The organism is Bradyrhizobium sp. AZCC 1577, assembly GCF_036924575.1.
Lineage (GTDB): Bacteria > Pseudomonadota > Alphaproteobacteria > Rhizobiales > Xanthobacteraceae > Bradyrhizobium.
Window position 1 is genome coordinate 1950848 of the sequence record NZ_JAZHRQ010000001.1, and the last position, 13890, is coordinate 1964737.

The 13890-nt window shown below is 57.3% G+C and carries 11 protein-coding genes; 10 read left to right on the plus strand and 1 reads right to left on the minus strand.

What is annotated here, in order from left to right; translation table 11 throughout:
- Positions 1–35: 35 nt before the first annotated feature.
- The 10 genes from V1278_RS09125 (at position 36) to V1278_RS09170 (ending at position 13061) form a co-directional block, all read left to right on the plus strand.
- Positions 36–1871 (plus strand): type I restriction-modification system subunit M, encoded by a 1836-nt coding sequence (locus V1278_RS09125; RefSeq protein WP_334384137.1) that lies wholly within the window; start codon positions 36–38, stop codon positions 1869–1871.
- Between the two features lie 200 nt (positions 1872–2071).
- Positions 2072–3202 (plus strand): restriction endonuclease subunit S, encoded by a 1131-nt coding sequence (locus V1278_RS09130; protein ID WP_334380398.1) that lies wholly within the window; start codon positions 2072–2074, stop codon positions 3200–3202.
- Positions 3199–6327 (plus strand): type I restriction endonuclease subunit R, encoded by a 3129-nt coding sequence (locus V1278_RS09135; RefSeq protein WP_334380399.1) that lies wholly within the window; start codon positions 3199–3201, stop codon positions 6325–6327. Before V1278_RS09130 ends, V1278_RS09135 begins: the two co-directional genes overlap by 4 nt.
- A gap of 111 nt (positions 6328–6438) precedes the next feature.
- Positions 6439–7131 (plus strand): hypothetical protein, encoded by a 693-nt coding sequence (locus tag V1278_RS09140; protein ID WP_334380400.1) that lies wholly within the window; start codon positions 6439–6441, stop codon positions 7129–7131.
- 144 nt (positions 7132–7275) lie between these two features.
- Positions 7276–7854, plus strand: a complete 579-nt coding sequence (locus V1278_RS09145; RefSeq protein ID WP_334380401.1) for a recombinase family protein — start codon at positions 7276–7278, stop codon at positions 7852–7854.
- 355 nt (positions 7855–8209) lie between these two features.
- Positions 8210–9868, plus strand: coding sequence for a hypothetical protein (locus tag V1278_RS09150; protein ID WP_334380402.1), 1659 nt, complete (start codon positions 8210–8212; stop codon positions 9866–9868).
- Between the two features lie 851 nt (positions 9869–10719).
- A complete protein-coding gene (locus V1278_RS09155) occupies positions 10720–11463 on the plus strand; it encodes a hypothetical protein (RefSeq protein WP_334380403.1) in 744 nt (247 codons plus the stop codon).
- Positions 11464–11577: 114 nt separating this feature from the next.
- A complete protein-coding gene (locus V1278_RS09160; RefSeq protein ID WP_334380404.1) occupies positions 11578–11925 on the plus strand; it encodes a hypothetical protein in 348 nt (115 codons plus the stop codon).
- 255 nt (positions 11926–12180) lie between these two features.
- A complete protein-coding gene (locus tag V1278_RS09165; RefSeq protein ID WP_334380405.1) occupies positions 12181–12738 on the plus strand; it encodes an HD domain-containing protein in 558 nt (185 codons plus the stop codon).
- A gap of 38 nt (positions 12739–12776) precedes the next feature.
- Positions 12777–13061 (plus strand): hypothetical protein, encoded by a 285-nt coding sequence (locus tag V1278_RS09170; RefSeq protein ID WP_334380406.1) that lies wholly within the window; start codon positions 12777–12779, stop codon positions 13059–13061.
- A 23-nt stretch (positions 13062–13084) separates the two neighbouring features.
- Here the strand turns inward: V1278_RS09170 and V1278_RS09175 are convergent, their stop codons facing one another.
- A complete protein-coding gene (locus V1278_RS09175; protein WP_334380407.1) occupies positions 13085–13888 on the minus strand; it encodes a hypothetical protein in 804 nt (267 codons plus the stop codon).
- Between the last annotated feature and the right edge of the window lie 2 nt (positions 13889–13890).

Here is a 13890-nt window from a genome sequence, read left to right on the forward strand (position 1 = left end):
TTGCCCCGTCTGAATGATGAACGGGGCTCTTGATCGTGAACCACCAAAATTTGTCTGCCTTCATCTGGTCCGTGGCCGATCTGCTTCGCGGCGACTACAGGCAATCCGACTACGGGAAGGTAATTCTACCGTTCACGGTGCTGCGGCGACTGGACTGCGTACTTGAACCGACCAAGGCAAAGGTGCTGGCTGAATTGGCGGCGAAGAAGAAGGCGGGGCTGAACCCTGACCCATTCCTGCTCCGCGCATCGGGGCAGAGCTTCTACAACACGTCCGACCTCGATCTGCGCAAGCTGATGGGCGATCAGGACCACATCAGCCAGAACCTCTATGCCTACGTTCAAGCATTCTCGCCTGCGGTGCGCGACATCTTCGAGCGGTTCAGCTTCTCGGCGCAGATCGACAAGTTGTCGAAGTGCGGCCTGCTGTATCTCGTGACTGAGAAGTTTGCTGGCATCGATCTGCATCCCGATACAGTTGACAACCACCAGATGGGCCTCGCGTTCGAGGAACTGATCCGCAAGTTCGCCGAGCTATCGAACGAAACCGCCGGTGAGCACTTCACGCCGCGCGAAGTCATCCGGTTGATGGTCAACCTGCTGTTCGTCGAAGACGACGACGTTCTGTCCAAGCCTGGCGTGGTCCGCACCATCTATGACCCCACTGCTGGTACCGGCGGAATGCTGTCGGTGGCGGGCGAACACCTTGCAGCGCTGAACCCGCAAGCCCGGCTCACCATGTTCGGTCAGGAGCTGAACGACGAGTCCTATGCCATCTGCAAGGCAGACATGCTGATAAAGGGGCAGGATGTCGCCAACATCGTCGCGGGTAACACGCTGTCAGAAGACGGCCACACCCACGCGAAGTTCGATTACATGCTGTCTAATCCGCCATTCGGCGTCGAATGGAAGAAGGTCGAACAGGAGGTCCGCAAGGAGTACGAAAGCCAGGGGTTCAATGGCCGCTTCGGCCCCGGACTGCCCCGCGTATCGGACGGCTCGCTGCTCTTCCTCTCGCACCTCCTTTCAAAGATGCGACCGGCGCAGGACGGTGGCAGCCGCTTCGGTATCGTGCTCAATGGCTCGCCGCTGTTCACGGGCGGTGCCGGCTCGGGCGAGAGCGAAATCCGCCGTTACGTGCTGGAGAACGATCTGGTGGAGGCCATCATCGGTCTCCCCACCGACATGTTCTACAACACCGGTATCTCCACATACGTCTGGATTGTCTCTAATCGCAAACCTGCGCAGCGCAGGGGCAAGGTGCAGCTCATCGAGGCGTCTTCCTTTTGGCAAAGACTGCGCAAGAGCCTTGGCTCCAAGCGCAAGGAAATGAGTGAGGCGCATATCGCCGAAGTGACGAAGCTGTTCGGTTGCTTCGTTGAAGCGCAGCTCGCCACGGTGTTTGACGCTGAGGGCAAGGAGATAGCGCGACAGGTGGTGCAGGAGGGCGCCAAAGGTCCGCTGGCTCCCGAGGGCGGCAAGGTGAAACTTGCGCCGCTGTCTCGTATTTTTCCCAATGGGGCCTTCGGATTTCGTACTATCACGGTGGAACGGCCTCTTCGCGACGAGAGCGGCAATGTCGTACTCGGCATCAAAGGCAAGACTAAGGGTAAGCCGCAGGCGGACAGCGCACTGCGCGACACCGAGAATGTACCATTGTCGGAAGAGCTAGATAGCTACTTTAAGCGCGAGGTGCTGCCGCATTTCCCCGACGCGTGGATCGATGACGAAAAAACCAAGATAGGATACGAAATTCCCTTCAGCCGGCATTTCTATGTGTTTGAGCCGATGCGACCGCTGGCGGAGATCGATGCTGACCTGGCGGAGGTAACCGCTCGCATCAAGGCGATGATCGAAGGCTTGGCGGCATGACTTTCCCTCGATACGAACGATACCGGCAGAGCGGCGCTGATTGGCTCGGTAGCATTCCCGAACACTGGTCTGCCACGCGTATCAAAACGCTCTTTGAGATCCGAAAGAGGATCGCAGGGGAGCTTGGTCACGATGTCTTGTCAGTAACACAACAGGGACTCAGGGTTCGGGACACAGACAGCAATGACGGCCAACTATCGATGGACTATTCAAAGTACCAACTCGTTGAGCCGAACGATTTTGTCATGAACCACATGGACCTTTTGACCGGGTATGTCGATGTGTCGAAAGTCCATGGCGTAACGAGCCCAGACTATCGAGTCTTCACCGCACGTAAGAAAGGGCTCTCGTTGAGGTTCTTCTTGTACCTGTTTCAGAACGGGTATCAGCGAAGGATCTTCTATGCCTTTGGCCAAGGGGCATCCGGGCTTGGGCGCTGGCGAATGCCGACTGACAGCTTTAACGACTTCATTCTTCCAGTCCCTCCGCTCGCCGAGCAACTTGCCATTGCCGGGCTTCTTGATCGCGAAACCGCAAAGATTGACGCGCTTGTGCAGGAGCAGCAGCGGCTGATGGAGCTTCTGAAGCAGAAGCGGCAGGCCGTCATTTCCCACGCGGTCACCAAGGGCCTTAGTCCGAAGACACCTATGAAGGACTCAGGGGTGGAATGGCTAGGACAGGTGCCCAAGCATTGGTCAACGGCTAAACTTCGCTCGCTCACTAGACAGATCGTCGATGGTGCGCACTTCACGCCAACTTATGTGGGCGATGGTGTTCCGTTTTTGCGCGTCACCGATATCACTCGGCCGACCATCGAACTTGAGGAGGTCAAGAGAATTCCGCTCGCTGAACACAACGAGCTCTCGAAGCGATGTCGTCCAGAAAAAGGCGATCTGCTTCTTTCCAAGAACGGCACTATCGGTGTTCCAAAGGTGATTGATTGGGAGTGGGAATTTAGCATTTTCGTCAGCTTGTGTTTAATTAAGTTTTCAGACGAGATGAACGCGGAATACGCCGCCTTCGTGTTTCGATCTCGTGCGATCGAAACTCAGATCGAGGATGGTTCTAAGCAGAGTACTGTCACGAACCTGCATTTGGAAAAAATCGCCAGTTTTAGGTTTCCTGTCCCTCCTCTTGATGAGCAATCGCTTATTGTAACTCGGCTCAATGAAGCAGTTTCGCAGCTCGATGGACTGATGAGCACTGCTTCTAGAGCGGTTGAGCTGCTTCAAGAACGTCGTGCCGCCCTGATCTCGGCGGCTGTCACCGGTAAGATCGACGTACGTGGGCTCGTCGAGGATGTGCCAGCTCATGATATGGCCGCCGCATGAGACTGCACAAAGAGATCAGCTTCGAGGACGAGATCTGCGGGCATCTGGCAGCGCATGGCTGGTTCTATGCGGAAGGCGATGCAACCCTTTACGACCGCGGTCGCGCTCTGCTTGCATCCGATCTGATAGCGTGGGTGCAGGTGACGCAGCCCGCCGTATGGCAGACACTGGCCAAGAACCATGGCACCAGCGCCGAATCCATATTGCTGGATCGCATCCGCAAGCAGCTCGATGATCGTGGCAGCCTCGATGTGCTGCGGCATGGCGTCGAGCTCATAGGATTGCGCCAGCCCATTGCACTGGCTCAGTTCAAGCCAGCCTTAGCGATGAACGCCGAAATCCTTGCTCGGTACGCCGCCAACCGGCTCCGCGTAGTGCGGCAGGTGCGCTACTCGTCGGCGAACGAGAACTGCCTCGACCTCGTGCTGTTCCTCAACGGGCTCCCGGTCGCCACCGCCGAACTCAAGACCGATTTCACCCAGAGCATTGACGACGCCATCGATCAGTATCGCTTCGACCGCCATCCGCGTACGAAGGGACAGGGAGTCGAGCCGCTGCTCAGCTTCCCCAGCGGGGCACTGGTGCATTTCGCGGTGAGCAATAGCGAAGTTCATATGACGACACAGCTTGCTGGTCCCGCAACGAGCTTTCTTCCTTTCAACAAGGGCGACCATGGCGCGAAGGGCAATCCTCTCAATCCCGCAGGACACCGCACCAGCTACCTCTGGGAAGAGGTCTGGCAGCGCGACAGTTGGCTGGAGATCATCGGTCGTTACCTAGTGACCCGACGAGACGAGAAGAAGCAAATCACCAGCATCACCTTCCCCCGCTATCACCAGCTCGACGCCACCCGGAAGCTGCAAGCCAAGGTTCTGGAGGAAGGTGCGGGCGGCAAGTTCCTCATCCAGCACTCCGCGGGGTCCGGCAAAACCAACTCGATTGCGTGGTCCGCGCATTTCCTCGCCGACCTGCACGACGCCAAGAACGAGAAGCTGTTCTCAACCGTTATCGTCATCTCCGACCGGAACGTGATCGATGCGCAGCTTCAGGACGCGCTGTTCGACTTCCAGCGCACCACTGGGGTCGTTGCGACCATCAAGTCCGAAGGGGCGAGCAAGAGCGGGCAGCTCGCCGAGGCGCTGGCAGCAGGCAAGAAGATCATCGTCTGCACCATCCAGACATTCCCGTTCGCCCTGGAGGAGGTCCGCAAGCTGGCGGCCACCGATGGCAAGCGGTTCGCCGTGATAGCCGATGAGGCGCACTCCTCGCAAACCGGCGAAGCCGCCGCGAAGCTGAAGCAGGTGCTGTCACCCGAGGAGCTAGCCGAGCTGGGGGACGGCGGTGAGGTCAGCACCGAGGATATGCTCGCAGCTCAAATGGCGGCTCGCGCGGCTGACAAGGGCATCACCTACGTGGCCTTCACCGCTACGCCCAAGGCCAAGACGCTGCAATTGTTCGGGCGGCCTCCGAAGCCGGATCAGCCGGTTGGCGACAACAATCTGCCCGCGCCGTTTCATGTCTATTCGATGCGGCAGGCCATTGAGGAGGGCTTCATCCTCGATGTGCTGAAGAACTACACGCCTTACAGGCTGGCCTTCCGGCTCGCGAACAACGGCAAAGAGTGGGACGACAAGGAGGTCGAGCGCGATGCGGCGCTGAAGGGCATCATGCGCTGGGTGCGGCTGCATCCCTACAATGTCAGCCAGAAGGTTCACATCGTCGTCGAGCACTTCCGTGAGAACGTCGCGCCTCTGCTGGAGGGGCGCGCCAAGGCCATGGTGGTGCTGGGCAGCCGCGTCGAGGCGGTGCGCTGGCAGCTCGCCATTGAGAAATATATCAAATCGCGTGGCTACAGGATGGGGACGCTGGTGGCGTTTTCGGGCGAGGTGAATGATCCCGAGTCGGGCCCGGACGCTTTCACCGAGACCAGCAAGTTGCTCAACCCCGGCCTGAACGGACGCGACATCCGCGATACCTTCAAGGGCGACGAGTCTCAAATCCTGCTGGTTGCGAACAAGTTCCAGACCGGGTTCGATCAGCCGCTGCTCTGCGGCATGTACGTGGACCGCCGGCTTGCGGGCATTCAGGCCGTTCAGACGCTGTCGCGGCTCAACAGAGCGTATCCAGGCAAGGACACCACCTACGTGCTGGACTTCGTTAACAGCTCCGAGGAAGTGCTCGCCGCGTTCAAGACCTACTACGACACCGCGGAGCTGGAAAGCGTCACCGACCCCAACCTTGTCTATGATCTGCGGGCGAAGCTCGATGCCTCCGGCCACTATGATGAGTTTGAAGTGGATCGCGTTGTTGCCGTCGAGATGAACCCCAAGTCCAAACAGGGCGACCTGATCGCGGCCCTTGAACCGGTTGTGGATAGGCTCTTGAAGCGGTTCAAGCGGGCGCAGGAGAAGCTGCGCGACGCGACTGCAAAGAGCGACGCAAAGGCGGCTGAAGAGGCCAACGGAGAGATCAACGCGCTGGTCCTGTTCAAGGCCGATCTTGGGGCGTTCCAGCGGATGTACAGTTTCCTGTCCCAGATATTCGACTACGGGAACACGGCCATCGAGAAGCGGTTCATCTTCTATCGTCGCTTGGCCCCGTTGCTGGAGTTTGGCCGCGAGCGCGAAGGCATCGACCTCTCGAAGGTGCTGCTCACGCACCATAACCTGAAGAGCCAAGGGCAACGGATGCTGCCCCTTCAGGGTGATGATGCGCCCAAGCTTAGGGGCTTCGAGGAAGCGGGCTCAGCGTCAATTCACGAAAAAGAAAAGGCGCGACTCGCCGAGATCATCGCGAAGGTCAACGATCTGTTTGAGGGTGATCTGACGGAGAACGATCAGCTCGTGTATGTGAACAACGTCATCAAGGGGAAATTGCTGGAGTCCCAAGAGCTAGTTCTTCAGGCCAGCAACAACACCAAGGCGCAGTTTGCCAATTCGCCGACGCTGTCCAAGGAAATCATGAATGCGGTGATGGATGCGCTCGCCGCCCACACGACGATGAGCAAGCAGGCAATCGATTCCGAGAAGGTAAGAGAGGGGCTGAAAGATGTGCTGCTTGGTCCCGCGCAACTTTACGAGGCGTTGAGAGACAAAGCAGGTGAGCAAGAATTGGGGAGCGGATAGTTGGCAGAAATATGTGAAGGGCTGGTTGAGCTTCACAAGCAAAGAGCTTCCCCCGTAGGGTGGGGTTGTCTCACGCATCGCGCAACAAGTTGAACCCAAACTAGGTCCACTATGATCATTGAAAGATTTGTCGTCGAGTACCCAAAACGCTGCCTGACATTGTTGGAATTGCTTGAGCCAATGGCTCGCGAAAAGGAGCTGGTCGGATCGTTCTCGCTCCTCGTCGCATCCTCGATCTTTTTGATTCCATATGAACGTATGCGGTCACGGCACCCACTTCACAATCCCAGGGATGCGGAGTTGGACGGGGAATTAAGGTTCCTAGACAAGAAAGAGAGGTTCTTGACCGCAGGTTTTTGGCGCGATGAACCACCGAAAGATTGGCGTTTCTCGCGGATCATGAAACACCACAACGATACGGATCGATGGGTTGATCCGCAGGGCAAGCATCCAATGTCAGATGGTGCACAAAACACGATCAACACTCGAAAGGCGGGAGAAGTTCTCCGCGTTGTCCGCAACGCACTGGCCCACGGCAACATCGTCTATTTGAATGCGGAAGGACGAGAAACGCGCAATACCGAGCTGCGGTACCTTGGCTTTTTGTCACGCTACGAAGAAAGGCCTAATGACTTGTGCCTTGCACCTTGCTGCGAAGAAATACGAAAGACAGCCGAGGTCCAGCCAGCCGAAGAGACGTACCGGCTTGTGGTTACTACCGAGGAAGAATTTCTTCGATTCCTAAAGAAGTGGGCTGCGTGGGTAGCTCGGTTTCGAGACGAGGATCTTTCACAAGCCGCGTGATGTGATTCCGGCAACGCCGTGTCCCATTAGCGCCTGCTTGTACGAGACGTTCGTCGAGTGAGTCAAAGTGACTCATAGACGTTGGGTTTGAGTTTTGAGACATGCTGTCCCCCATGGTCCTTGAGGCTAATGGGAGATGCAACAATGCTTGTAGGTTACGCGCGTGTCAGCACTGTCGAACAGGATGCGGGCTTTGCTGTTCAGTTGGATGAGCTGAGGAAGGTCGGCTGCGAGAAAATCTTCTCGGAGAAGGTGTCGTCGGTGGTCGCTAAGAGGGCCCAGCTCGATGCGGCCCTGGAGTTCACGCGCGAAGGTGACGTGCTCGTGGTCACCCGGCTCGACCGGTTGGCACGTTCGGTCGCCGACTTCGTTCGCATCAGCGATGCGTTGGACCGGAAGAAGGTCAGCCTGAGGGTTTTGGCGATGGGGCTCGACACCGGAAATGCATCCGGGCGCTTGATGCTGAACGTCCTCAGTTCGGTCGCCCAGTTCGAGCGGGAGGTGATGTTGGAACGTCAACGTGAAGGCATCGCCAAGGCCAAGGCGGCAGGCAAGTACAAGGGTCGGAAGCCGACCGCCCGAGCTAAGGCCGATGATGTCATTGCCCGCTATAGGGCTGGCGAGGGGCCCGTCGCAATTGCACGGGCAACAGGAATTGGGCGAGCGTCCTGCTACCGGATATTGGCTGAGGCTGGGTTATCAGGTGGGAGCCCGGCGGCCTAAGGGCGGTCTGCGGTTCCAGCAATTCGGACCTTCATCCTTCGCTGTGTCTCTGCTATCGGGGTATCGAGTTTGTGTAATTAAGACTGGGAACCCCACCCAGCGGATCGACTGATTTTCTATGGATCGTAGTACTGAACGGGAACCGAGGGCAGAGACCTCCTCGGAGAACGACGAACTCGGCGGAGGGGGTACAAAAGCCGCTTTCTCTAATGAGATTGATACCCCCGACCGCCCGTCGGGAAAGCTCACTGACCTCACCCTGGCTTCCCTTCAAGCGACCTTCCAACGGTTCGGTCACCAGCCGTCCGAGGCGATGTGGGTGGGGCTTAGGGCTGCCGCCGAGACCTTGGAGAGCATGGCGAACGGAACCTGCTTGCCCGCGGTCTTCGTCTCCAGTCTCGACCCAGGAGTAGGGAAGACCCAACTCCTCATCCATTTCCTTCGGGAATTGCTGCGGTCGAAGGACCATCAGAATGTTGCGGCGATGGTCTGCGTCAACCGGAAGGACCAGATCAAGCTCATCGCTGAAGACGCCGCACTTGATCAGTTCGCGGTCTTAACGGCTGACGACGAGATGAATGGGATTGCCACTGCACAGGTGGATGACGCGCGTGTTCTCTTCACTACCCAGCAGATGGTGGAAGCAAGGTGCGAGCAAACCCACTCATTCACTGCGGTGACCGCTTTCTACTACAGGGGGCAGCCGAGGGCGGTACGTATTTGGGATGAGTCGATGTTACCCGGCAAGCCGGTCACAGTTTCGCTGGACGAACTCCGCGCCCTGCCACTGCATATCCGCAAGGTTCAACCCGAGTTCACGGATGCGCTTGATGATCTGATCAAGCAGGTCGAACTGGCAACCGACGGAGCGCAGGTCACCATCGCCGATCTGCAGACGCGCTTCGATTTTCCACTCCACGCAGCGGTCAGAGCAGTGAGCGAGGCCGCTGCCGGGCCGCCGGTAAGACCATCAATCACCGTCGAGATTGTGCAGAAGCTTTGGTGCTTGCTCGGGCGTGCGGTTACCGTGCGGAAGGGCTGGGGGGCCGCGATCCTCGACTATCGTGAGACGTTGCCAAATGATCTCAAGCCGGTGTTGGTCTTGGATGCATCGGCTCGTGTCAGAACCACCTACGCGCTCTGGAGCGAGCACCGCGGAGGCCTGGTGCGTCTCCTATCTGCACACAAGAATTATTCGGGGTTGACCATCAACGTCTGGAACCGAAGTGGCGGAAAGCATGCGTTCGCTACTGATGGTCTGATTATTGCTGAAGGGGTGGCGCGAACGATCCAAACCAGACCTGCCGAGCAGTGGCTCGTGGTTCATCACAAGCCAACTGGCGAAATGGACTTCGAGAAGCTAGTTCGAGCGAAGTTGTCGCTCAATGATGAACAAGTCCACTTTCTTACTTGGGGCCGCCACGATGCCACGAATAGGTTCGCGCAGGTCAGCAACGTGATCTTGGCCGGAACGCTCTTCTTCCCGGACTTCCTTTATGAGGCGCTGGGGAGGCTGGCTGCGGCTCGTCCCTCATCAACTGGCCAGTTCGAGGAAGCGTCAAGCGTTCGATTGGGAGAGCTTCATCATGGCATCATTCAGGCTTTGTGCCGGGCTGCGGTGCGAGGCTTCGTGAACGGCAACTGTCCGCGAACGCAAGCCTACGTTATCGCAAATCGGTGGACGGGATTGCCTCAATCTTTACTCGATGTCTTCCCAGGCGCACAGATAGCCGATTGGCAGCCTGTCCCGAAGGCACTCAAGGGGCAGCCGGAGCAAGCATTCGATTTCATCGCCGCCCGTGTGGACGAGGACCCCGTTCGTCTCGTGAAGTTCAGAGAGGTTTCCAACCATCTCGGCATTGACCCAAAGAACTTCAAGAAAATTCGTAGACGCGCGGACTTCGTCGAAGCACTACGCCGCCTGACCATTGAAGAGCTGGAGGACGAATACGGTACTCCGCGCGGCTTCAAGAACATGTACCACCACTACTTCGGGGATGATCTGGATGATTGAGGCTGTGGGGCGACCGACATGACATCGATCGCGAAATGGAAGCGCACCAAGCGCAGAAAGGACGAGGTGAAGCGCCGAGCTGCCGAACCAAGCCACCTGTTCAAGATGTGCCGTGTGGTTGGGTGTAAGAAGCCCGCGCGAGCTGGAACGCAAGACGGCCTCGACACGCGGTTTTGCCGGTCCCACGCAGACCACCGCGCCCGTCACGGGAGTCCATACAAGCGGAGCTTCACGGCCGCCGAAATCAATCCGTATCGCCGAGCTGCCGTCGAGTGGCTACTGGCACACGAGAATGATCGGTGGGTTCGCAATGCCATCGATCGCATCGAAGGTTTGTATCGGAACGGAGGGCAGCATGAAGACGCCTTCCGACTTAGAGGTCTATCGCCAGAGGAGAGAACAAGGAAAGCGTGGGCGCGATTACGACACCACAAGGTTGCCCCGCACTTGTTGGTGGCAGCCTGGCTTGCCGTGGAAATGGCGATCAGAAACGACCCACAGGCAGACGGTACCAAAGAGTTCAAGCGGGTTCAGGCGGCGAAGATCGCCCACCGGCTGGCATCAGGAACCCACAAAGAATGGGCGAATGGACCCGCCGGAAGACGGGAGTTGCACGTGTATCCGGCGAGCCGAGGGCAAGTTCTAAGACATATCGGGGCAGACCTGGAGCGTGCCGTCGAGTTACTTTGTGACCATCATCTGGCGAAAATCCAAGCGGAGACAAAAGGCACCAGAGACGCTCCCCGAGCAACTCCGCGGTCGTTGTCAGTCCGTCGTCGAAAGATTGCTTGACGCAAATGGTCTCGGGCACCCAACCTTTCGGTACCAACACCCAATCAGACGAGCCTTGAATGCACGAAGAAATACCTGGCCTGCAGCGCGATCAGCACCTGATGCAGCAGGCACGTATCCGAAGGGGCTGTGAACAACCCGCCTTTATCCGGGCGGAAACTGTGCGACGCGGTGCATACCCACATTCTCTTGTGTCCAGCTACAACGGCTACTCGGCCACGCTGAAGTATCGGATGTCGCGTTGGTCATGGTTGGCCGAAGAAGTGGATGTCGTGCGCCGTCGTGAACTATTTTGCTGGGTTACATTGGGCAAACAGCGCGTTTCCGCTTTCCAACTCTTTGAATATGAGCTCGCTCCTCTTCTCGACAATGAGTCCTTCATACAGGCAATGGATGCCGAAAGCTCGATTGAGTGCGAGCTTGCCGAAGTTCTATGCGAGACTTGGGACTGGTTCTCCGATGCCGTCGCGGACTACGGCAACCTTCTCGACTTCAGGATGGCGTGGACCGACCCTGAGCGCTGTCCTCACGGATTGTGGTGCAAGGCTGCAAACGACCTGATCGCCCATGAATTTCCGCGCCACGCGATGCTCACTGTGAAAGCGTTCCCGCTCGAATATGAGGGGCGGGCACCCCAGGACGCTAAGTCTCACGCGGGCTTGCTGTCGCGGCAGAGGGCAATGGTGAGGTACTACAAACGGCAGTTTGGTGTTGAAGCATTCCCCGATCCGTCTGGCACAGATGGTTGGCTGTACAAGATCAACAAGGCATTGGCTGATGTTGTACTTCCACCGCGCGGCTGATCCTCAGCGCAGTATCAACTTCTTTGGAACTGCCATTTCGTCCACGACTTGCTGCCCTGCTCGTTGCCGAATCATGCCAAGTATGGCTGATCAGATGGCAGACGAGGTGCAGGCATGAAAAAGCGAAAGGGCTTCCGACGCCACCCTGTAATCACCAAGAAGCAACAAAAGCAGCGGCGGGCCATCGTGTTTGAACTGCTGTCTCGTATGGAGAGCCTCCGGGCGGAGCTGCAGGCCTGCACGAGCCTTGAGCGCCGGAGCCAGATTGCCGCCGAGCTGGGCCGCTTGCGTCGCAAACAGAGCCGGTTGTCGCTGGCAGAAAAAGAACCGAAGGTCGGGCCGCTGCCACCTTCGTTTGTCGACAGGATAAAGGCAGATCGGAAAGCAACCGCCCGTGTATCCGGGCGTGACAAGATCAGAGCTCATTTCGTGCAAGGTGGCGCTCCCGGAACTGGCAAGTGAGCCATCGCGCGGCAGGGGTTGAGTAGCTTGCTTGGCCGCCGGGTTCTGCTGCACAATGCCTACCTATCGGTTGCAAATAGAAGCGTCTTCAACGGTTGTAGGCACCCGCACTCCCCCTCCTAGGCGGCGCCAAGAATTTCAACTACTGATTCGTTCTGCAATTCAGCTTATGCATTAAACTTTTCCCTCATGGACGGTTATGTGCTTGGGCGCCACGTAGTTCCCTCTTCGCGTATTCTTGCCAAAGGCTAGATAATGAAGGAATGGATCACTGTTCTCAGAGCGGCTGATGCTGCTGCACGCTGGCATGTTCACCAGAGGCGAAAAGGTTCGGCACAGGAGCCGTACATCAATCATCTGCTTGAGGTAGCGAGCCTCGTTACCGAGGCCACCCAGGGAAAAGATCCTGATCTGGTGGTCGCAGCTCTTCTGCACGACGCTGTCGAAGACCAAGAAGTGCCTCCTGAACTCATCGCTCGTGAATTTGGGCCGAAGGTTGCCGCAATCGTTGCGGAAGTAACTGATGACAAAACGATGGAAAAGGCTGAGCGCAAGCACAGGCAGGTCGCGACGGCGCACAAGAAAAGCGATCAAGCGAAGATTCTCAAACTTGCTGATAAGACGAGCAATCTGCGAGCGATCGCATTTAGTCCTTCGCCGGACTGGTCGGTGAAGCGCAGGCTGGAGTACATCGATTGGGCAAAAAGTGTTGTAACAGGATTACGTGGCGTTTCCCCTTGGCTGGAAGAGCAGTTTGATCGCGCAGCTACGGATGCCGAGCGCTCTATTGCGGTTGCCACCTCACGCACTTAGCAGGATTGGGGGATCTTGTGTCTCCGTACAAAGTTGTGGTGGACGACAACTTTCATCATGCGAATGAAGATGAACGTTATGAGCACGGCGTTTTCTCGACCGCCGAAGAAGCTATAGCGGCATGTAAGCGCATTGTGGATGAGGACCTGAATAATTCATACAAGCCGGGTATGACTGAAAAAGAGCTTTACGAGATATACACGATGTTCGGCGACGATCCTTTTGTTGTCTCTCTGGATGGGGCGGATAATGCTGCGCGATTCTCGGCGTGGGATTATGCAAAAGAACGCTGCGCGGTTTTAACGTCTAAGGGCCCTCTGTAATTTTGAGGTGCTCTAGTCCTGGATCAGCTCTGATCAATTCCGCAATAAGTGGGTAGAGCGGCGACTTGACTGAGCAACCGCGCTCGGCTGTCGTCGATCGAGTCGGGTGAAGTCTTGACCGACAGTGATGCTCTTGCCTTTCGCCCGAGAAAGTATGCGATGCGCTCGGCATTAGCCCCGCTTGGATGTGGAAGGCCGAGCAGTAAGCGTTCGGGGGCAAGCAATCCCAACTTTGCCAAGAGGCCGAGGCCCTCTGCCGCCTTGGGTCCGAGTGGCACCCAAACGGCGTTGCTAAGTGCAGCAACCTCCTGACCAAGGTTTGTTATCAGCGACTCTCTCAGTACTGGCGTTGCAGTCATTGAGGGGGCGCCGGAGTAATTCTGTCCGCCAACAAACACCGGATAGCGGAGAGCGCTTGTAAAGTGGACAAGATCATCGCTCGAGTTCCAGACATCGGCAGTGCTCGGCACGCCGATCCAGCGATTTAGCCCAATATGATCCAGCATGCTTACAAGATTTGACCTCATCGGACCAGAAAAGCTCGCAAACGTCTTGGCCGATCTGAGCGCTGAATGATGGTCGTTCCCTGCGAGGAGCTGCCGTCTTGCTTCCAGTAGAGCATTGCGTGCCTGCTGTGCGCCCGGCGTAATTCCTACGATGGCGAGCCGAGCGCCGGATTGGATATAGTCGAACGGGGCATAACTGATCGAAAGTGTACCTTCCCGTGTTAAGAGCAGCCGGCCGTTTAATGTCACGTCGGCAGCAATTTCCTGCTCACTGACCTTCACAAGCATGTCGGCAAAGCGATGAAGCTGTCCCGGGCTCATGA